Here is a 21622-nt window from a genome sequence, read left to right as displayed (position 1 = left end):
GATCAAACTCCTCTCTGATGTGACTTTTCAATGGCCTCCCAAAGACCGTTGAGGTAAGTAGCTCCGAGCGCTCTGTCATAGAGACCGTAGCCGGGCATTGCAACCTCGCCCCAGATCATTCTTCCGTGGTCGGGACGGATAGGTCCGTCAAAGCCTGTCTCGTAGAGAGCCTTCATGATCTCATACATATCGAAGGTTCCGTCTGCTGAAAGGTGAGCGGATTCCTCGAAATTAGTGGGAGAGATGAACTTGAGGTTACGAACGTGTGCGAAGTGGATCCTGCCCTCAAGTGCTCTGATCATATGAGGAAGATCGTTCTCAAGGCTTGTTCCGTAAGAACCTGAGCAGAATGTAACGCCGTTGTGTACGTCATCTACAGCCTTCATGAGCTTGAGGATGTTCTTCTCGTTGTTGATGATCCTGGGAAGTCCGAATACTGACCAAGCGGGATCGTCGGGATGGATAGCCATCTTGATATCGTACTTATTACATACGGGCATGATCGCCTTTAAGAAGTAAACAATATTTTCAAAGAGCTTGTCCTCATCGATCCCTGAATAAAGCTCGAAGAGCTCCTTGATGTGAGCCATTCTCTCGGGCTCCCAACCGGGCATTACTGAGCCGTTTGTGTCGCCTGAAAGTGTCTCAAACATCTTCTCGGGATTGATCGCATCGATAGCTTCCTGTGTATATGCAAGTACGGTTGAGCCGTCTTCTCTTTTTCTTGCAAGCTCGGTTCTTGTCCAGTCAAACACAGGCATGAAGTTGTAGCATACCATGTGGATGTCTTCTTTGCCGAGGTTCTCAAGAGTCTTTATATAATTGTCGATGTGCTCATCTCTCTCTGCTGTTGCAGCCTTGATAGCATCGGATACGTTTACGGACTCGATTCCTGAAACCTTAAGTCCGCCGTCTGCAACGTCCTTTTTGAGAGCTTTGATCTCGTCCTGTGTCCAGAGCTCACCGGCCTGCTTGTTGTAAAGAGTTGTGATAACACCCTTTACACCGGGAACCTGTCTTATCTGCCAAAGCTTTACGGTATCATACTCTTTACCGTACCAGCGAAGTGTCATTTCCATAATCAGAATTTCTCCCTTCCTAAAAACCTGTTTTCAAATTTGTTTAAGGGAAAAAATAAATTTTATCCCTGAATATACAATAGATTTTTTTATGGAAAAAAAGAATGGAATAATTTGTTTCATACCTTGCAAAAATTGTCGCCGGTGCTATTATACAAATATGAAAAACAAACTCAGATCATCTTTTAACACAAGACAATATATGGTCTCGTCTGATTTTGAGGTCTATTACTATTCGGACAGGGATTTTAAGACCTTGCGGCCGCATGCGCATGATTATTACGAATGCTACCTTTTTATAGAGGGCGATGTGACCATGGAGATATTCAGTCCGGAAGGTAAGACCATCAGATACAAGATGTCTCCCGGCGATCTCATGCTTGTTCCGCCCGGGATATCGCATCATGCGCTTATGAACAATCCAGAAGAGAACTACAGGCGTTTTCTTTTCTGGATCAGCAAGGACTGCTGCAACGCGCTCATGCACGAATCTGCGGACTACATGTATCTGATAAAAAAAGCAGAGGAGCAGCACAAATACATCTATCACCTTGCTCCCGCGCAGTTTCATATGGTGGAGTCCAAGTTCCTGCGCCTTTTGGAGGAGATCGCAAGTGAAAGGTACGGAAGCACCGCGTTCAGACATCTGTGTCTGTGCGACCTTATCCTTACGATCAACAGAGTGGTCTATGATGAGGAAAACATGAGCAGCGGAAGCGATGAGCTGACTCTTTTCCAGAACATCATTGCATATGTTGAAAGTAACCTTGAAGATGCGCTTACTCTCGATGACATCGCGGGTCAGTTCTTTGTGAGCAAGTACTATGTCGCGCATCTGTTCAAGGATACGCTCGGTGTTTCACTCCATCAGTACATTATCAAAAAGCGCCTAGCCGAATGCAGAAACGCTATCACAGGCGGCGCCGGTATAACCGGAACTTATGAGAAATTCGGATTCAGAGATTATTCAAGCTTTTTTAAGGCTTTCAAAAAAGAGTACGGCATGTCTCCCAAGGAGTACCAGGGGCTGTACCTGAACAATATATTACATAGTAGCGATAAAGAAAAAGAGGCTAAAAAATGATCCAGGACATAGCACCACACAAACTTCACAACGAATATGATCCGGGCAAAAGACCCGTCGCAGAAAGCAAGATTTTTGTTTTCAGGGACAACCAAAGCGGCCGCGGAGACAAGGAACTTGCGCTTTTTCTTGATGATGAAAAAATGAGCGTTGAATTTCCGAAGTACTGCGAATTTTCAGGGCAAAAGATATCCGAAGAGAATTTCATATATCTTTTTTCCGTAGATGATGAGAGCTTTTTCCTTCTTGATAACACGGATGAAAAGACAGTTTCCGAGATCATTTCGGATAAAAGATACAGCTTTTGTTCTTTGAGAGAACTTAGAAACGATTATTACAATCCCAAAGAATATATCTACGCTGCATTTACCGCAAACCAGCTTGCCGAGTGGTATTCTGTAACGAGGTTCTGCGGAAAGTGCGGAGCAGAGAATATAAACGATCCCAAAGAGCGCGCAAGAACCTGCCCGAAATGTGGAAACAAGATATACCCCAGGATCAATCCTGCGGTGATCATCGGCGTGACGGACAAAGAGACAGATATGATCATTCTTACCAAGTACCGTGTGGGCTACGGCCACAACGCTCTTGTAGCGGGATTTACTGAGATAGGTGAGACTCTTGAAGAGTGCGTCGCAAGAGAAGTTATGGAAGAGGTTGGGCTTAAGGTTGAAAACGTAAGATACTACAAGTCCCAGCCATGGGGAATAGCAAGCGACATCCTCGTCGGCTTTTACTGTGATGTGGTTGGAAATAAAGAGATCAAGATGGATAAGGGTGAGCTCAAATACGCCGAATGGGTGAAAAGAGAAGACATCATACTTCAGCCGCTTGAGTACAGCCTTACGAATGAGATGATGACAGTCTTCAAAGATAAAGGGTATAAAGGAACGGTGTAGCATAAGCTACACCGTTTTGTTTTACATAATATTACTTTGCCAACTTACTTTCGCGGTATATTATATCGCTTCTTGCAGGACCGTTACTTACCATAGTGATGGGATATCCGATCTGCTCCTCGATGAACTCGATATACTTTCTGCAGTTCTCAGGGAGATCTTCATACTTCTTGATTCCTCTGATATCGCACTTCCATCCGGGAAGAGTCTTGAATACGGGCTTAGCCTTCTCAAGAAGGTGTGTTACGGGGAACTCTGTTGTAACCTCACCGTCGATGTCATAGCCTACACATACAGGGATCTCATCGAGATATCCGAGAACATCAAGTACTGTGAAAGCAACATCTGTTGTTCCCTGAAGTCTGCAGCCGTACTTACTTGCTACGCAGTCATACCAGCCCACACGTCTGGGTCTTCCTGTTGTTGCGCCGTACTCACCGCCGTCGCCGCCTCTTCTTCTGAGTTCCTCAGCTTCATCTCCGAAGAGCTCGGAAACGAATGCACCTGCTCCTACAGCTGATGAATAAGCCTTGGACACTGTAACGATCTGCTTGATCTCATAAGGAGGGATGCCTGCTCCGATCGCGCCGTAAGCTGCGAGAGGAGATGAAGATGTAACCATAGGATAGATTCCGTGGTCGGGATCCTTCATTGTTCCGAGCTGACCCTCGAGAAGAATTGTCTTTCCTTCCTTGATCGCTTTGTCGAGATAGAGAGATACGTTTCCAACATAAGGCTTAACCTGCTCTCTCCAGTCAATAATCTGTTTGAAGAGTGCTTCCTGATCGATGGGCTCTGCGTGATAGAGATTAACAAGGAGCACGTCCTTGATCTGCGCGATACGTGCGATCTTTTCCTTGATAACGTCATCATCCTGGAAGAACTCGTTTATCTGCCATCCGATCTTAGAGAACTTATCTGAATAAAAAGGAGCGATTCCTGATTTTGTCGAACCAAAGCTCTTTCCGGCAAGTCTTGCTTCCTCAAGTGAATCGAACTGCACATGATAAGGCATCATAACCTGAACTCTGTCTGAGATCATGATCTGAGGAGCGGGAACTCCCTTGGAAGTAATCTCATTAAGCTCATTCATGAACTTTGTGATGTCAAAAGCGACACCGTTACCGATGATGTTCATGATGTGTGAGTGGAAAACACCTGAAGGCATCGTGTGAAGTGCGAATTTACCGTAATCGTTAACTATTGTGTGTCCGGCGTTTGCTCCGCCCTGGAAACGGATAACGACATCGGCCTGGTCTGCAAGAGTATCGGTAATCTTACCTTTTCCCTCGTCGCCCCAGTTGGCACCTACTACTGCTTTAACCATTTTAAAAAATCCTCCTTAAAAATAACTCTTTTAAGCTACATGAGATATGATATACGAAAAAAGAATATAAGTAAAATCAATCTTTTTTATATTTACCATAAGCTTGACTTATTTCTCGAAATTTTATATAAATTTATACATTTTTTTGACATGCGCACATTTAAAAAGAATAAAATATTAATACGTAAAACCCTTATCTGAGTTGATTTCATAGGAGGTTAACATGGGAAAAACAGCAGGGAAGAATGAATTTGATCGGGAAGCTTTCAAAAAGCTTTCTGTCTCCGATAAGTTCAAAAAAGTATTCAACAGATTAAGACTTAACCTTGTTGTTATTTTTGTGGTGATCATTATTATCGACGTATTTTCCGTATTCAATCTGAACATGATCTACAACAGGTTCTATGAACAGAATACTCAGCAGGGCGAGATCCGTATAACCATCCAGGCGCTGGCCAAGTACTATCTCTGGGCGCTCAATGCTCATGACGATGCTGACAGAGCCGAGCAGATGCAGGGGGCAAAAGAGAAGATCCGGGAGCTGAACGACGGACTTAATTCCCTCGGAAAAGTTTACAATGACGATCTTACCGAGGTTTATCAGCACATAGCCGATATAGACAATTCCGCCGCGACTCTTGATGCCATGTTTGCCGCGGGTAATTCTCATGAAGAACTGTATGATTACTATGTTTCCAACGTCAATGAAGCGATCAAGATAGTCGTTAAGGACTTTAAGGCAATCGGTATTTCCGCTAAAGAACAGGCACAGAGGGCTTATACGACAGCTCTTTTGCTTGTGCTTATTATGACTATAATTTCTTTGGCTATTGTAGTATACGCCATCCTATATTCAAACAAATCAAGAAGAGCCCTCACCGGAAGCATACTTGGACCTATCGAATCAATCTCCAAAGCAGCGGATGACATGGCAAACGGAAAGATCGAGATCAAGATCCCGAGCGAGTCCGATGATGAGCTGGGTAAGCTGGCAAAAGACATTACGTATTCGACCGATGTTATCGAAGACATTGTAAAAGATATTACGGAGACCCTTGGACGAATGTCGACGGGAGATTTTTCCTGCGGTTCAAAGAACGAGAATCTGTATATCGGTGATTATGACGCCATTAAGAAAGCACTTGGAAATATAGCTGAGACGCTTAGCAGCACACTTCAAGAAGTAAAGAATTCTTCGTCGCAGGTATCACAGGGCGCGATCAATATGTCGCAGGGAGCAAATGACCTTGCGGAAGGCTCTACGGATCAGGCGGCAGCGGTTGAAGAGCTTACGGCTTCCGTTAACTCCTTAACCGAAAAGACAAGGCAGCTTGCGAGCGTTGCCGAAAAGAGTAAGAGCATGGCTACGGAAGTTAGGGATAACGCCGAGACTTCAGCAGCAAAGATGCATCTTGTAACAGACGCCATGACAAGGATTACCGAGGCATCCGCTGAGATCGAACTGGTCACAAATTCCATTGAAGCCATTGCCAAACAGACATCACTCCTTGCGCTTAACGCTTCAATCGAGGCTGCAAGAGCGGGAGAAACAGGAAAAGGATTTGCCGTTGTTGCCGATCAGATCGGACAGCTCGCCGATCAGTCAAGTGAAGCGGCCAAGAATACACATCAGCTCATCGCGGATACCATGGATGAGATCAGCAACGGTAATGCGGTTGTTGCAGAGACGACACAGGCACTTGATGCCATGCAGCACAGCGTAGAAGAGATAACGGAGATGATCGTTCAGACGGGAGACCTTGCAGAGCAGCAGTCTCAGAGTATGGATGAGATCGATAAGGGAATCGAGATGATCTCCAATGTCGTTCAGAACAATTCCGCGACAGCCCAGGAATCAAGCGCAGTATCGCAGGAACTTTCCGAGCAGTCGGAGAGCCTTAGTAAGCTGATAGACCAGTTTACAATAGGAAGTGATTTCTGAGTTTCGCCCCTTTTGTCATAATATTGCTTTTAAAATATGCCTACATTATAATGATGTAGATATCGATTTCTCGGTATCTGCATCATTTTTTTCGCCATTGATAATATGGGCAAAAACAGTATGCGGGGGCGCTTTTGCGCGAAAGAAAGGATACGCGTATGATACATATTAAATCCTTGGAAGACGGATTGGAACTTTTTAAGACATTGGGTTCGGATATAAGAGTTGAGATCATAAAGGTACTTCTTAAAGAGGGCAGCCTTAATATGAATGATCTTGCCGGACACCTTAACATAACAAACGGTGCACTCACAAGTCACATCAAGAAGCTTGAGGAATGCGGACTTGTCAGCGTTTCTTCGGAGGCGCTCGGACACGGCAATCAGAAGATCTGCTCGGCAACTCTTGAAAGAATACTTATAGATGTCGTTCCCGAAAAGAAGGACGAAGATATATATATGACAGACATCAAGGTCGGTCACTATCTTGACTGCCTTGTTTATCCGACTTGCGGAATCTGTTCTTCCGAGAAAGCGATTGGAGAGGTTGACGATCCCAGATATTTCACACATCCCGACAGATTTGATGCGGATGTTCTTTGGTTTACCAAGGGATTTGTTGAATACCAGATTCCCAATTTTATTCCGGGAAATAAGAAAATTGACGAGGTCTGCATCACGGCTGAGCTTAGCTCTGAAGCGCCGGGCTTTAACAACGTATGGCCTTCCGATATTTATTTTTACATTAATAATACCTTTATCGGCACATGGACATCGCCCGGAGATTACGGCGACGTAAAGGGTGTTCTTACTCCCGACTGGTGGTTCCCCATGTGGAATCAGTACGGCCTTCTAAAGATGCTCGTGATCAATCACGACGGTACGTTTATCGACGGGCTCAAGATATCTGATGTGACGACCGATAAGCTTGGGCTTACATCCAAGAGCAATATCAAATTCAAGCTCGAGGTTCCCGACACTGCAGAGCATGTTGGAGGACTTACGATATTTGGCAAAGGGTTCGGTAATTACAACCAGGACATCAATGTCAAAATGAAATATAGTGAAATTAATTAAGGAGACATCATAGTGGAACAGAACAGCAAAACCCCCATGTACAAGCGAGTGCTTGCGATCATCGGTATCGTGATATTGCTTGGCATGTACATAAATCTTTTTATTCAGGCGGTAACAGGTTCGCCTGAAACCTTCAACACATTTATATATTGCGCAGCCGCTACGGTTGCGATACCCATCGCCATATGGATATTTATTTGGGCGGCAGGTGCGGTCTTCGGAAGACATACGATGGCTTCACTGGATCTTTTTTCATCAAACAAAAGACATGACAAATACGGAAACGTTATTCCGGATGGCGAGATAGATACGGTTGTCTTTGATATAGGAAATGTCCTTGTTGATTTCGCCTGGGAGAAATTCATTGAGGACAAGGGGTTTACGGGTGAGATCGCGGAGCGTATCGGAAAGGCATCGGTTTTAAGCGATGACTGGAAAGAGATCGACCGCGGAGTGCTTCCTATCGATGAAATAATCGGGAATTTTGTTAAGAACGATCCCGAGATAAAAGAGCAGATTGAAAAGACTTTTTCCGATTTTAATAATATCTGTATCAAAAGAGAAGCAACCATCCCGTGGATAACGGCTCTCAAGGCAGCAGGCTACAAGGTGCTGTATCTTTCCAATTATTCGGGACAGGTTCTTGAAGGAACAAAAGAAGCAATGGCTTTCAGAGATGTTACGGACGGCGGTATTCTTAGCTATACCGAGCACATGATAAAGCCCGACCGCGAGATTTACGATCTTCTCGTTGAGCGCTACAACCTCACACCTTCAAAGACTGTGTTCATTGACGACACACCCGTCAACGTCGAGGCCGCCAAGAACTACGGCTGGAAAGGAATCGTCTTCAAGGATTACAAGCAGGTAAAAGAGGAGCTTGAAAAGCTTGGAGTTAAATACTAAATGATTTAAAAGTTGTACTTGATGATCGAGTGCAACTTTTTTTGATTGTGAGATGTTTTAAATATAAAGAGCAGTTGACGCTGTAATTATCGAAATGTTAAAATATATTTCACTAGGGTAAGGTATTGTGTAAAAGGGAAGAGGTAATCAAGTATGGGGATTAATAACGGGAAGTTTTATGATGCCGAACAATCTGCACAGTATTATGAATATCTTAATACTTCAAAGAAGGCATATGATGGTTACGCAGATGTAACAAGATTGGCCAATAACGATTTTGATGCTAATCCTTTGTTTATAGGAATGACTGCCCGAGCACTCAAGAAATTTATAAAACTTGGCACAGGTAAGTTGATAAACGATACTACCGACATGCATGATATGATGATCAAGGATCAGAGATTTATCATGGAAAGTTTTGAAAGTATGGTTGATCCGTCTTCAAATGCCAGGATAGAATACGATACTCTTGAAATAATAAACAATGATTTCAAGCATTTTTACAGGAGATTTAAAGAGATAGCAAGTGAAACAAACAGTATAATGGATGATCTGAATGCTGAATTTGGGGATGAAGTTCCCGGAGACTTTCCATATCCGAACAGTAAGGCTGCGCTTGCTTCATTCGAAGATATATGCGGTGGAGATAATCCCGAAGGCGGTTATTTCAAAGAGTGCCAGAATAGGCTTGTCGAATTTGACAATACAATGAACAGTTACCTTAAAGGAAGAGAGACTCCCTTTAACAGTGCTGATCTTAATAAGAGAATGAAAGCTGTCTCAGATATCATATGGGGATACCATTACGATGATCCTAAGATGGCTAAATCCAATGTTGAAGTTATTGGAAATCCAAATATCAAAACTGTAAGGAATCTTAATGATCGTTTGGATATGTTCTGCGGTAATATTGATAATTATTTCCATGGTAAAGGCAATGATATCGCGATTACCCAAGGTGAACTCAGAAGAAACGGTGGTGGTACATTTTTGTGTCCTTTTGGTGCTATTGAAGCTGCCAATAATCCGTTGTCCAAGAAGATCATTTCTCTACCATTCTATAATCATTTCAAAAATTATATAACAGAAAATGCAAGAAAGCATCCGGTAAATAGAGATGCATATAGAGTAACGCCTATGGAATCAGCGCTTGCTTTTGAAGTGGGCGGAGCGATGAAAAGCTTTATTGAAAAAGGTAATCTTTCGAATCTTAGAAAGAATGCACTGGTTTTCTATAATGATTTTCAGCAGGGCGGAGTTAATTCCATGATAGATCTTGTCGCAGGAACATGTACATTAACCGGAGTTTCTAACCTGTTGGCAAATTCGAATGCTCAAAATGCAGCACTACCTAATGCTATGACTGTTCCGGGGCTTTTAAATGCTAACACTTTAGCTACGGGAATGAATATACCCATAACAAATCTATGGAATCATTTCGGTAACGTTATCAGTGAACAGGGTCTATCTTCATTAAAGAATTATTTTCAAACAGCTGGATATGTTTCCGTTTATGGGGCATCGTTCTTTGATAAAAGTAAAGTTGTTGCGTCTCCTTCACTTACAATTAAGACTTTACCGAAAATAGTCATTCCGAAAAAAAGTGTTGCGGATCAAACAATTACTGTAGATGATTCGAAAAGAGTAAGATCCGGTGCTGTTGATGAGAATTTTATTATTGTAACAGGATTATATGATTCAAATGGTAATCCTGATACGGGATTTGGCGGAGCTCAAAAGTGGTTTAAAGATGAGGCTGATATGGGTGAATTATTGGCTAAGTACGGATGCGGAGTAATCGCTTCCGTAAATCAGTACCTTTATTTAACGGGGCAGAAAACCATTTCTAAAGAAGACTATATGAAGTTGGTATATGAATATCTGGATGCTAAAGATTTGATAGAGCCAAAACAGGAACGGTACTCAGAGCGTAGAAGACAACAGATAAGAGGCCCGGTAAAAGGTGCTTTTCCCGGTGAGATGACAGATTTTGTCACTAATATGTGTGAAAAAGAGGGTGTGAATATTACCTCGAACTGGGATTATACAAAGGATTATGAAGCGGATTATGATAGTATGAAACAGCAGTTGGACAACGGAATACCGGTTGTTTGGGGATTGTTTGATTGTGGAGGAGAGGAAGTGGCCTTTTATTCCTACGAGCCATCAACCGGAGAATATTCTAAAGTCGATGGTGCTTCGAGTCACTATGTCACTGCAACTGCCATATATGAGGAAACTGATGATAATGGGAATTTAAGAAGAATGGTTGAGATTTCTTCGTGGGGACAAACTTTTTATGTAGATTATGATCAATATATTGAAGTGGTTTCAGATGCCCGTATTAATAATCCGTTTTCGAGTATAACATATACTGAGATAAAATGAGGTACAAATTTATGAATAAAAGAAGAAAAATCATATTCACCCTAGTCTTTTTATTGATGCTCTTGTCAGCCTGTGGAAGTGTGAATAATTCCAAAGTAAAAATGTCATACGGAAAGTGGGAAAAACAGATTGGACTATTTTCCAAAAAGAATCTAACAACAAATGTCTATATATTGGATAGTGCCGAGATGGAATTGAAGTTGACTTATAAAAATGGGCTTGAAGGTTATAAAGAATTATGCGATGTGGTTAACGCGCATAATAAATTTGTAGAGGATAATCCGGGCTATTTTCCGAATGGTTTTGCCATAACATTTACAAATGAGTATGTAGATGAGATGTCACCTTCCTTTTTCTCAAATATTAGTGATGGCTCAAATGGGATAGATTATTTGGATGAATTAGCGGAATCTGATACGTCAAAGCTTCAATATATGTGTATAAAAATGGACAGCGTCGAAGTTGAGGTTGAAGGAAGCGAAGATATTCAGATAGATGTGCCGATTGTTATACTTCAATCTCATAGTGATTCGTACACACCAAAAGGAAAAATGTATGCATTTTTGAAAGAGGTCAATAATCCCAAGCAGATCATAATTGATTATTGGGAAGAGGGATATGATCTTAATGAAGTGTGTAAAGATATTAGAGAATATGTACCTGATGTAGAAATCTATAAAGTTATACATGTAAAAGGAAAAGATCATCTGGAAAAATGCGTAGACACTGATCTTTAAAAAGAGAAAGGGTAAAAATGGGGAAATTACAATCAACAACAAAAGGTTTTGATAAAAGTGGTAGCAATACACTGTATTTGGACAACCCTACATATACCAGATTACAGGGTATAGTGCGAAACAGCGCAGGTGACATGGTATTTGATGAATCACCTTTTAATATGGAAAATAAAGTTTGCGGGACTGAATGTATGATGCGTCTTGCGGACTATTGGCACCGTGTTGCTGATAGCGACAAGCGCCTTAGAAAATTTTTGACAGAAGATGTCGACCATATTGTGACTGAAATTCAAGCATCAATTAATAAAACGGATGCTGCGTTGTCAAAGGCTTTAGCTGTTGATGAAACAAATGCACGGCGAATTACTAAAAATATAAATGCAAAAGACTTTGCTAAAAATAATACCGCCGTGAATGTAAACTTGAAAGCAATAAAAACCTCTGCGGTTGCTTCTCCGGCTTTAGGTGTTTTTCCGGGAGTGACCGGGCCTATAGTAACGGAACCACTTATTACTATATCTGCTGAGGATTTGCAAGAGGCAGCTCAATATTTAATAGAAGGCTATATTCCTGAAAATTGGAGTAACCAAAAACTACTTATTGTATTATATTTACTCAGCCAAACTACAGGAGTAGGTGCCATTGCTTCAATATCGCACTATCTGAAAAATAGAATATCTATTGCCGACGTTTACACTCCCGGAGAGTATATTGAGAATCAGTGGCAGTGGACGGATGTCAGTTACGGCCTCAATCCACCGGGAGATGCCGGAACTATGGCATACTCCGGTTGTGAGCTTATTGCTATAGTTAATGCAATGCATTCGCTGGGGTATGATATGAGCGTTGATGAAGTTGCTGAACTTATCAGGCAATATGAAGGAAGAGGGGCTACTTTAGGCGGAATATGGGGAACTTCTCCCACGGTGATATATGAGAATCTTTGTTCGCAAGGATATGATATTCAGCTGTGTCAGAGCACTGATTATTCAGAGATTAAAAAGATAGCCGAATCCAGCGATACATTAATTGTAACTGTTTACAATGATAAAAATGATCTTACCCAGATGATCCATACAGTAAATATTGAGATAGTAACTCATACAGACGGATCGTATGGCTATATTGTTCATAATTCCGGACTGGAAAATAAAGAGTTTTCAGATATAGAAGATGCAATAAAGCATATTGGTTCGGATAGTGGTAATTCGGAGAATATACAGGTTATGGGGATTTCAAATCCATAAAACAGATTGGAGAGAAAAAGATAATTATGAAAAAAGCTATAACTAAGATAATAACTGTTTTAGTGGTTGTGTCTGTTGCGATATCAGCACTTGTCGGATGTTCATACAATGATCCATGGCGAAGGATCGCAGTAACTCAGCTTGGACCTAATGATGAGAACCTACAATATGTTTATAGAGTGGTTAAAGGAGAAAAGTATCCGGGTACAGTGATTGTAGGAACTGATGTTGAAAGTGGAGAAGATACCAAGCTGTTTGAAGTTGAAAACACAGAATCTGACAGGATACATGAAGTGGTTGAATGCAGAGGCGGTGTTTTGTTTACTTTAAGCAGACCCTATGCTAATACAAAATATTCTTTAAACTATCTAAGCTTTAACAGAGATTTTCAGAATATCGATATGCAGACACTATATGCTTCTGAATTTAATCTGATCTTAAGGGAAAAAGACGGCGAGATCAGTTTGATTGAAAACTATGATCAGAAATTTGTTATAAGTTATGGGACTCATGATATGTCGTGGGACGAGATGCAGGAAAGCGATAAAATAGAAGAGCATTCGCTTTATGATGATATACCTGAGCGTAGCTATATAATGAATGACGGAATGGAAGTGGTTTTAAAAAAGAACTTTGGTGAAGAAAATTATACCGGAGTTGTTGGAGATAACACATATGCGATAGACAGTATAAGCGGCAAGGATTATATCTATGCGCAGTGGGGATGCTTCTCCGAGGTTGACGGGAAGCTGTATGGCATAATAACAATTCCGAAGAACAGGCTTAGTAAAAACCGAATGAAAGGCGGAAGTACAGCACTGCATTCAGATTATGTCAAAAAAGAGGTGTTGTTCAGCCTTGATGTAACGACCGGAGAAAACAACGTTGTGTATCAGACAAAAAAAGGCAGGATCATAGGCTTTACAAGCGATACTGTTTATCTTATCGATAAGAACGATATTTACAAAGTTGATATTGCTTCCGGACAACAAGAGAAGCTTACCACGATACAAGCGAAAAAAAATACAGACCTTGATTTTAGATGGATAGGTTCAAGACTATTCATTTTTGAATCGCTTACTCAAGAAACGGTAGCTGTTATAGAAGGATAAAATATTTACTACAGATTTTTTATTGTAGACATTTTGTTATAAACGTTGAGAATGGGGAAGTTGAAGGATATGCATAAGTTTAGAAAACATTTTTTGGTAATGGCAATTACGACACTTTGTCTTACAGGTTGCAATTTCGCAAAGGATATAACACCCAAAGTGGGAATGGGACAGGCGACCGAGACCGAGGCAAAAGTAGAAGAGAGCAAGGAAGAAGCATCAGTGGAACAGACTACTTCAGATGTCGAAAAGTATGCTTCGGAAGAAACTTATGCGCCTGAAGTGAATGAAGATCTTCTTGAGGCAATCGAGCAGATTTCAATTTCTTATGATGAGTTTTCCGCCGATAAAGAAACGAAAAAGGATACCTGGCAGGAATATTTCATAGATCATTTCATTCGTTCCGATTGGGATGGATACGCTTACAGGCAGCAGAAGATCGAAAAGGATAATCATTGTATCGCAACGAAAGAGCAGATTGAGTATGTCCAGTATTCGCTTACGGGAATCGATATATCTTTTGACTCTATGAAAGAAGACAGTATTGATGTGAGCAGTACCGTGAATGCTACCAACAATACTTATTGCGAGATCAAGGATTATGAAGTAGGCGGGGAAGATATACTCGGTGAGGGCAAGATCAATATTACCGCTAATATTGAAATAGGACGCGGAAACACTGATGAAGTAAAAACATATGGGATATATGTTGTGCTTGCGGAAAATCCTAAGAGCTGCTTCGGTGGATACAGTATTGTTTCCTTATTTAGAAATGGTGTTTTTGAGTTCAATGAGGCTGCTACCGAAATCAACGGAAATGTTGAAGACGGCTCAGAACATTCTTTTTATGGATGGTGTAATCGTATAAGTGATGAATCTACTTATAGTCATTTTGAGTTTGATGAAGCTGATGACGATATTGTTTATGCCGCAGGTGTTTCTGTAGATATAACAAGTAAGCAGCGCAAATTTATTGAGGCCAATCCTTATGAAGAGTTTAAAGTAACATACGTTTACACAAAAGATATGGATAATCATGCAGTTGAAAGTGTGAAGGCGACAAATATCGAGATTGCGGATGATAATTTCAAGAATAGGAAATCCGCGGAAGGAGACCCGTTAAAGGGCTTGGTTGCCGATGATATACTTGAGAAATTCCGTGCTTCAAGACCTGTAAAAAAACCCGATTCCGTTGAGTATGAAGCAAGAGCGCTCGGACACTGGGTACAAGAAACTATAGGTAAAGACGGATTTTCTGAGGAACTTAGGGAAAAAGGCACGGATATAGGTAATGGCTATGAGTTCTGCTTCGGAACAGATGTAGGCAACAATTTTGATAACAATGTTCCCAGAATGTATGAAGTGTACTTTACGCTAAAGGACTACTACAATTCCGACGGAAAGAACAATAAAGAGTATTATGATGATCTTATAGAAGATAATGAAGACCTTGGCAACGGAGATCCTAAGAAAATAGATCAAATGTATTCTGACCTTCAGGAATTCATCAGTATGTGCAACAACGTTATCAGGGAGCGATAAGTCCGTTTAGGAAGTCCGAAGCTTCAGGCTTTTATAAGCTCAACGAGCTTCCTTGCGGCAATCGACAGCGGTCTTGTTTCGTTTGTGATAACGCAGATCTTTCTTTTGGGGATCATCTTATTAAAACGAAGCTCGAATAAAACTCCGCTGTCGAGATACTCTTTTGCAAAGTCCTTGACAACGCAGCCGACTCCCAGGTTTCTAAGCGCGAACTGCACGATCATGTCGCTTGTTGCGAGCTCGAACTCCGGGTGAAGCTCGGCACCGTTCTCGGTTAAAAGAGAACTTATATAATCTCTGGTACTTGTCTTTCCTTCAAGCATTATTAACGGAACGTTTGAAAGATCTGAGAAGTCCAGCATCTTATTTTTATATTGAATAAACTTACGGCCGGCTACAAATGTATCTTCTATCTCGGAAACGGGGAAGAAACTGTAGCCGTCTTTTTCTTTAAAGGGCGTGGAAATAACGCCGAAATCAATCTTGTCATCTTCAAGAGAAGAAAGCGTCTCGGGTGTGGGACCGTTGGTTACGGTAACTTTGATTCCGGGGTAGAGCTCATGGAATTTTTCAAGATAGGGCAGCAAAAAGAATCTGAGCGTCATATCGCTTGCACCGATCCTGACTTCTCCGGCATCCAGATGAAGGAGCTGCGAAAGGCGCTGCTCTCCGAGCTCGATCTGCTCATAACCTCTTTCGATATATCTATATAGAAGATTTCCTTCACTTGTAAGCTTCATTCCTCTGGAAGTCCTCTGAAAAAGAGTGCAGCCGAGGGACTTTTCAAGCTGATGGATCGACTGTGTCACGGCGGGCTGGGAAATAGACAGCTCTTTTGCCGCTAGAGTTATGCTTGAAAGCTTTCCTACATAATAAAAGGTTTTATAATATTCGAGGTTGTTGGTCATAGATTCCTCCAAAGAAGGATTATTTTATTAGTGATGTACGTATTGCATAAATCTATTTTGACACGTATATCATTATTAATCAAAATGGATATTGCACTTAGCAAATCTGCTTGCTATAATGTTTGAGAACTCGGACAGGAGTTTTTTTGAGTGCCACAAATTCAGTTAGAAACGGCCGAAAGCCAGAACAGGAGCGGAATTTCATGAGCATGGAAAATGACAACAATGTCAATGAGAACAGTGTTGAGGATATTATTTTAAGATATCGACCCGAGCTTGCGAAGATTACACCTTACCTTAATTGGCTTAAAGAGAACGTCAAGGTTGAGGTCGCTCAGACCTATTCAAACAGCGAGCTCAAATCTATACCGTTTCCGGTATACGATTCCAATCTTTTGGGCTTTGTAAAGGCGGCTCAGACCACCAATCTTCTAGATCGCAACTACGTCTATGTTTACAGCGAGAATCACCTTAGAAACTATAAGGACGAGCTTCTTTTTATACAGGAAGCCGGAATCACGGACATGGATGCTCTTGCGGGAATCCTTTCCAGTTACATATTAAGAGGAATGGTAAAGGGCTCTGTTTGGTCGGAAGGTGTGGCTACGGGAGTTCTGTATCAGGTAGTCAAGAAGATGGACGAACTGATCAAGTTCTGGGGACAGGATAACCTTTCAAGACAGTAACATTCACAAGTAGCAGAGGATAGCGGACGAATGGGAGAGAAATCCACCATCAAAAAGAAGTACATTCTTGGCAAGGCCAGAGAAGTCTTCGCCGAAAAAGGCTTCAAGAATGTCACAATGAAGGATATTGTAGATGCCTGCGACATAAGCCGTGGGGGTCTTTATCTCTATTTTTCCGGTACAGATGAATTATTCCTTGCAGTTCTTGCAGACGATATTGCAGAAGACGATGAAGAAGCCGTAACGGCAGCTCTTTCCGGCAATGCATCTGCAGGTGATATGTTAGCTCTTTTCCTAAAAGAACAAAAGAAAGAGATCCTCAGGAAAAAGAACAATCTCACTGTCGCTACTTATGAATACTTTTCCGTTAATAAAGTATCGGCTAAGGATAATCCCCTTAAAAAACAGTTTGATACCGCAGTTAAAATAGTTGAAAAGCTTATTGAAAACGGCGTTGAAAGTGGTGAATTCTATTGTGAGAACCCTCTTGGATGTGCTCGTAATCTTATGTACGTTGTGGAAGGTCTCAAGATCACTTCCAAGACGGTAGGTATTAATGAAGAAGTCATTGATAAAGAGCTTATGTATGTATTAGAGGGATTAGTGCCCGATGAATTAAATAATAACAGTAATTAATAAAGAGTGCTTTGAACCATCGGCACTCTTTTATTTAAATGATATAGGCGTCAGAAGTCATAAATGCGTACATGCTTGCATGTTAAGCATTTTGACTGTATGACCCGAACAAATATGAGGAAATCAGCGGATTCCGAATGTTTGTAGAATTGCGAAAGCAGCTGTGCTGCGGAGCAATTCGTATATCATGTATACAAATACTTTTAAACCAATATATGTGAGGAGATATTATGAGCACGGTAAAACGAATCTATGTTGAAAAGAAAGCCCCCTATGCCGGAAAGGCTAAGGAACTCAAGGCAGAGATCAAGGGCTACCTTGGCATTAAGAGTGTGGAGGAGGTACGTATATTCATCAGATATGATGTTGAGAACGTATCCGAAGACGTCTTTGAAAAGGCATGCAATACTGTATTTTCAGAGCCCCCTGTAGACATTCTTTACAGAGAAAGTATAGAGATTCCTCAGAATGCAAAAGTATTCAGCATAGAGGCGCTTCCCGGACAGTTCGATCAGAGAGCCGATTCTGCAGAGCAGTGCGTTCGCTTCATCAAGGGCGACGAGGAGCCTGTCATCAAGACAGCCGTTACATACATGCTTATCGGGAATGTATCTGATGAAGAGCTTGCTAAGATCCAAGAATATACAATGAACCCCGTTGATTCAAGGATTGCTGCGCCCGAAAAGCCCGCAACTCTTGTTACCAACTACGATGAGCCCGACGATGTAGCAGTATTTGACGGCTTCAAGGATATGTCAGAGAGCGAACTCAAGGATCTCTATGAGTCACTCGGACTTGCCATGACCTTCAACGACTTTAAGTGGATCCAGACATACTTCCACGATGATGAGAACCGCGATCCTTCAATGACAGAGATCAGAGTTCTTGATACATACTGGTCTGACCACTGCCGTCACACAACATTCGGCACAGAGCTCACAGATATTGAGTTCGCAGACGGCTTCTACAAAGAGCCCATCGTCAATGCTTATAACGAATATCTCTCAGCAAGAGAAGATCTTTACAAGACAGATGAAAAGAAAAAAGAGAAGTTCATTTCTCTTATGGATATCGCCCTCATGGGTATGAAGAAGCTCAAGAAGGACGGAAAGCTCACAGACATGGAAGAGTCTGAGGAGAACAATGCCTGCACAGTTGTTGTACCTGTAGAGGTTGACTACGGCGAAGGTGTTAAGACTGAGAACTGGCTTGTGTTCTTCAAGAACGAGACACACAACCATCCCACAGAGATCGAGCCTTTCGGTGGCGCTGCTACCTGCCTTGGCGGTGCAATCAGAGATCCTCTTTCAGGAAGAGGCTATGTATACCAGGCTATGCGTGTAACAGGTGCGGCTGATCCCACTGTTCCCGTAGCTGAGACAATGAAAGGCAAGCTTTCACAGAAGAAGCTCGTTCGCGGCGCTGCATCAGGTTACTCTTCATACGGTAACCAGATCGGACTTGCGACAGGCTATGTAAAAGAGGTTTATCATCCCGGATACGTTGCAAAGCGTATGGAGATCGGTGCGGTAATGGGAGCTGCTCCTCAGGAGCACGTTATCAGAGAGTCCGCAGATCCCGGAGATATCATCATACTCCTTGGCGGACGTACAGGTAGAGACGGCTGCGGCGGAGCTACAGGTTCATCCAAGGCTCACGACAGCAAGTCACTCACAACATGCGGAGCAGAGGTTCAGAAGGGTAACGCTCCTACAGAGAGAAAGCTTCAGAGACTCTTCAGAAGACCTGAAGTAAGTGAGCTTATCAAGAAGTGTAACGACTTCGGTGCCGGCGGAGTATCCGTTGCGATCGGTGAGCTTGCACCCGGCCTTGATATCAACCTCGATCTTGTACCCAAGAAGTACGCAGGTCTTGACGGAACAGAGCTTGCCATCTCCGAGTCACAGGAGAGAATGGCAGTTGTTGTTGCGCCTAAGGATGTAGACAAGTTCCTTGGATATGCGGCAGAAGAGAACCTTGAGGCGGTTAAGGTAGCGGTTGTCACAGAAGAACCCAGACTTGTCCTTAACTGGAGAGGTAAAAAGATTGTAGACATAAAGAGAGCATTCCTTGATACCAACGGAGCTCATCAGGAGACCAAGGTTAAGGTAGAAGTTCCTGCGAAGGAGGACAACTACTTTAACAAGATTGCATCCGATAAGGTATCACAGGCTCTTTCAAATAATGATGTAAAAGAGGCATGGCTTGCACAGATGAGCGACCTTAACGTTTGCTCACAGAAGGGTCTCGTTGAGATGTTCGACTCTTCGATCGGCGCAGGTTCAGTACTCATGCCTTACGGCGGAAAGTATCAGCTCACCGAGACACAGACGATGATCGCCAAGCTTCCTGTACTTTCAGGAAAAACAGATACAGTAACAATGATGAGCTATGGCTTCGATCCTTATCTTTCAAGCTGGAGCCCTTATCACGGAGCTGCTTATGCGGTAACCGAGTCTGTATCAAGAATCGTTGCATCCGGCGGTGATTACAAGAATCTCCACTTCACATTCCAGGAGTACTTCAAGAGAATGACAGAGGATGCACAGCGCTGGAGCGAGCCTTTCACGGCACTCCTCGGGGCATTTGAAGCTCAGCTTCGCTTCGGAATCGCTTCAATAGGCGGTAAGGATTCAATGTCAGGCTCATTTAACGAGATCAACGTTCCGCCCACACTCGTATCTTTTGCGGTAGACGTTGCCAAGCTTTCGGATGTCATCACACCCGAGCTTAAGAAAGCAGGAAACAAGCTTGTACAGGTAAGGCTCCCTAAAGATAAATTCGATCTTCCCGATTACGACAAGGTTATGGCTATCTACTCCGATATCACAGACCTTATGAAGAAGAAAGCCATTGTTTCGGCTTACGCTGAGGACAGCTACGGAATCGCTGCGGCTGTCAGCAAGATGGCATTCGGTAACGGACTCGGAGTTAAGATTGCTGATGGAATCAAGGCAGAGGAGCTCTTTGCGAACGACATCGCAGACATCGTTGCTGAAGTTCCCGCAGATAAGCTTGCAGATGTACTTAAGATCGCAGGAGCAAGAGAGATCGGTGAAGTTACAGAAGATGCCAAGATAACAGCATGCGGCATGACTCTTGACCTTAACGATGCACTTGCAGCATGGAAGAACAAGCTCGAGAAGGTATTCCCTTCAACGGTAGGAACAGAGAAGACTTCAGTTGAGTCACCTCTTTTTAAGGCTGACAGCATCTACGTATGCAAGAATAAGGTTGCAAAGCCCACAGTATTCATCCCTGTATTCCCGGGAAGTAACTGTGAGTACGACAGCGCGCAGGCATTTGAGAGAGCAGGCGCCAATACAAACATCAAGATATTCAAGAACAGAAACGCAGAGGATATCGTAGAGTCTGTAGCAGAGTTTAAGAAGGCTATAAACAATGCTCAGATCATCATGTTCCCCGGCGGATTCTCAGCAGGTGATGAGCCTGACGGAAGTGCTAAGTTCTTCGCGACAGCCTTCCAGAATGCAGAGATAAAAGAAGCTGTAGAAGATCTTCTCAATAACAGAGACGGACTTGCGCTCGGAATCTGTAACGGTTTCCAGGCTATGATCAAGCTCGGACTTGTACCTAACGGCAAGATCACAGGACAGAATGAGAACTCTCCTACACTTACATTCAATACTATAGGAAGACATATCTCCAAGATGGCTTACATCAAGGTCGTTTCAAACAACTCACCTTGGCTTTCCGAAGCTAAGCTCGGCGGAGTTTACACTAACCCCGCATCACACGGTGAGGGTAGATTTGTAGCGCCCGACGATGTACTTGATACACTCTTTAAGAACGGACAGATCGCAACACAGTACTGCGATCTCGACGGTAACGTAACAATGGATGATGAGTGGAACATCAACGGTTCTTACAGAGCGGTTGAGGGTATCCTTTCACCTGACGGAAGATGCCTTGGTAAGATGGCTCACTCAGAGAGAAGAGGCGACGGCGTAGCCGTTAATATCTTCGGAGAGCAGGACATCAAGATATTCGAGAGTGGTGTTAAGTACTTTAAGTAAGAAATAAATGAGTTAT

The 21622-nt window shown here is 42.5% G+C and carries 16 protein-coding genes; 13 read left to right on the top strand and 3 right to left on the bottom strand.

Going from position 1 to position 21622, the window contains the following annotated elements; genetic code table 11:
* Positions 1-2: 2 nt before the first annotated feature.
* Positions 3-1079 carry a mannonate dehydratase gene (gene uxuA, locus D6853_RS07045; RefSeq protein WP_120657322.1) on the bottom strand — a complete coding sequence of 359 codons (1077 nt, stop codon included), beginning with the start codon at positions 1077-1079 and terminating at the stop codon, positions 3-5.
* Between the two features lie 160 nt (positions 1080-1239).
* Here uxuA and D6853_RS07040 point away from each other — a divergent pair, with 160 nt between their 5' ends.
* Both D6853_RS07040 and nudC read left to right on the top strand, forming a co-directional pair.
* Complete coding sequence (locus tag D6853_RS07040) at positions 1240-2163, top strand: helix-turn-helix domain-containing protein (RefSeq protein ID WP_120657321.1); 924 nt, start codon at positions 1240-1242, stop codon at positions 2161-2163.
* Complete coding sequence (gene nudC / locus D6853_RS07035) at positions 2160-3062, top strand: NAD(+) diphosphatase (protein ID WP_120657320.1); 903 nt, start codon at positions 2160-2162, stop codon at positions 3060-3062. The genes D6853_RS07040 and nudC overlap by 4 nt, the downstream gene beginning before the upstream one ends.
* A gap of 31 nt (positions 3063-3093) precedes the next feature.
* On the opposite strand, the gene D6853_RS07030 is transcribed toward nudC, so the two are convergent.
* A complete protein-coding gene (locus tag D6853_RS07030; RefSeq protein ID WP_120657319.1) occupies positions 3094-4389 on the bottom strand; it encodes an adenylosuccinate synthase in 1296 nt (431 codons plus the stop codon).
* A gap of 223 nt (positions 4390-4612) precedes the next feature.
* Here D6853_RS07030 and D6853_RS07025 point away from each other — a divergent pair, with 223 nt between their 5' ends.
* The 8 genes from D6853_RS07025 to D6853_RS06990 all read left to right on the top strand — a co-directional run bounded on the left by D6853_RS07025 (position 4613) and on the right by D6853_RS06990 (position 15339).
* Entirely contained in the window at positions 4613-6331 is a 1719-nt protein-coding gene (locus tag D6853_RS07025; protein WP_120657318.1) for a methyl-accepting chemotaxis protein, read from the top strand.
* Between the two features lie 134 nt (positions 6332-6465).
* Complete coding sequence (locus D6853_RS07020) at positions 6466-7407, top strand: ArsR/SmtB family transcription factor (protein WP_330541776.1); 942 nt, start codon at positions 6466-6468, stop codon at positions 7405-7407.
* A 12-nt stretch (positions 7408-7419) separates the two neighbouring features.
* On the top strand, positions 7420-8313 hold the full coding sequence (locus D6853_RS07015; protein ID WP_120657317.1) for an HAD family hydrolase: 894 nt from the start codon (positions 7420-7422) through the stop codon (positions 8311-8313).
* A gap of 153 nt (positions 8314-8466) precedes the next feature.
* Positions 8467-10701 carry a T7SS effector LXG polymorphic toxin gene (locus tag D6853_RS07010; protein ID WP_120657316.1) on the top strand — a complete coding sequence of 745 codons (2235 nt, stop codon included), beginning with the start codon at positions 8467-8469 and terminating at the stop codon, positions 10699-10701.
* An 11-nt stretch (positions 10702-10712) separates the two neighbouring features.
* Positions 10713-11438: a hypothetical protein gene (locus tag D6853_RS07005; RefSeq protein ID WP_120657315.1), complete on the top strand. Its 726-nt coding sequence runs from the start codon at positions 10713-10715 to the stop codon at positions 11436-11438.
* 17 nt (positions 11439-11455) lie between these two features.
* Entirely contained in the window at positions 11456-12685 is a 1230-nt protein-coding gene (locus tag D6853_RS07000; protein ID WP_120657314.1) for a hypothetical protein, read from the top strand.
* A 26-nt stretch (positions 12686-12711) separates the two neighbouring features.
* The gene (locus tag D6853_RS06995; RefSeq protein WP_120657313.1) at positions 12712-13797 is read left to right on the top strand and encodes a hypothetical protein; all 1086 of its coding nucleotides are present in this window, start codon (positions 12712-12714) and stop codon (positions 13795-13797) included.
* 69 nt (positions 13798-13866) lie between these two features.
* Complete coding sequence (locus D6853_RS06990) at positions 13867-15339, top strand: hypothetical protein (protein WP_120657312.1); 1473 nt, start codon at positions 13867-13869, stop codon at positions 15337-15339.
* 23 nt (positions 15340-15362) lie between these two features.
* Here D6853_RS06990 and D6853_RS06985 read toward each other — a convergent pair whose 3' ends face one another.
* Positions 15363-16247 carry a LysR family transcriptional regulator gene (locus tag D6853_RS06985; RefSeq protein WP_092248523.1) on the bottom strand — a complete coding sequence of 295 codons (885 nt, stop codon included), beginning with the start codon at positions 16245-16247 and terminating at the stop codon, positions 15363-15365.
* Positions 16248-16450: 203 nt separating this feature from the next.
* On the opposite strand from D6853_RS06985, the gene D6853_RS06980 reads away from it, so the two are divergent.
* The 3 genes from D6853_RS06980 (at position 16451) to D6853_RS06970 (ending at position 21606) form a co-directional block, all read left to right on the top strand.
* Positions 16451-16933, top strand: coding sequence for a hypothetical protein (locus D6853_RS06980; protein ID WP_092248520.1), 483 nt, complete (start codon positions 16451-16453; stop codon positions 16931-16933).
* Between the two features lie 30 nt (positions 16934-16963).
* Entirely contained in the window at positions 16964-17569 is a 606-nt protein-coding gene (locus tag D6853_RS06975; protein ID WP_120657311.1) for a TetR/AcrR family transcriptional regulator, read from the top strand.
* Positions 17570-17799: 230 nt separating this feature from the next.
* The gene (locus D6853_RS06970) at positions 17800-21606 is read left to right on the top strand and encodes a phosphoribosylformylglycinamidine synthase (RefSeq protein ID WP_120657310.1); all 3807 of its coding nucleotides are present in this window, start codon (positions 17800-17802) and stop codon (positions 21604-21606) included.
* Positions 21607-21622 lie beyond the last annotated feature (16 nt).

Source organism: Butyrivibrio sp. X503 (assembly GCF_003625475.1).
Classification (GTDB): domain Bacteria; phylum Bacillota; class Clostridia; order Lachnospirales; family Lachnospiraceae; genus Butyrivibrio.
This window is presented reverse-complemented; position numbering and strand designations above follow the sequence as displayed.

Coding starts and splice junctions, on each gene's coding strand:
- D6853_RS07010 (WP_120657316.1), top strand. CDS start 8,467: ATGGGGATTAATAACGGGAAGTTTTATGATGCCGAACAATCTGCACAG.
- D6853_RS07000 (WP_120657314.1), top strand. CDS start 11,456: ATGGGGAAATTACAATCAACAACAAAAGGTTTTGATAAAAGTGGTAGC.
- D6853_RS06985 (WP_092248523.1), bottom strand. CDS start 16,247: ATGACCAACAACCTCGAATATTATAAAACCTTTTATTATGTAGGAAAG.
- D6853_RS06995 (WP_120657313.1), top strand. CDS start 12,712: ATGAAAAAAGCTATAACTAAGATAATAACTGTTTTAGTGGTTGTGTCT.
- D6853_RS07040 (WP_120657321.1), top strand. CDS start 1,240: ATGAAAAACAAACTCAGATCATCTTTTAACACAAGACAATATATGGTC.
- D6853_RS07005 (WP_120657315.1), top strand. CDS start 10,713: ATGAATAAAAGAAGAAAAATCATATTCACCCTAGTCTTTTTATTGATG.
- D6853_RS07025 (WP_120657318.1), top strand. CDS start 4,613: ATGGGAAAAACAGCAGGGAAGAATGAATTTGATCGGGAAGCTTTCAAA.
- uxuA (WP_120657322.1), bottom strand. CDS start 1,079: ATGGAAATGACACTTCGCTGGTACGGTAAAGAGTATGATACCGTAAAG.
- D6853_RS06990 (WP_120657312.1), top strand. CDS start 13,867: ATGCATAAGTTTAGAAAACATTTTTTGGTAATGGCAATTACGACACTT.
- D6853_RS06980 (WP_092248520.1), top strand. CDS start 16,451: ATGAGCATGGAAAATGACAACAATGTCAATGAGAACAGTGTTGAGGAT.
- nudC (WP_120657320.1), top strand. CDS start 2,160: ATGATCCAGGACATAGCACCACACAAACTTCACAACGAATATGATCCG.
- D6853_RS07030 (WP_120657319.1), bottom strand. CDS start 4,389: ATGGTTAAAGCAGTAGTAGGTGCCAACTGGGGCGACGAGGGAAAAGGT.
- D6853_RS06970 (WP_120657310.1), top strand. CDS start 17,800: ATGAGCACGGTAAAACGAATCTATGTTGAAAAGAAAGCCCCCTATGCC.
- D6853_RS06975 (WP_120657311.1), top strand. CDS start 16,964: ATGGGAGAGAAATCCACCATCAAAAAGAAGTACATTCTTGGCAAGGCC.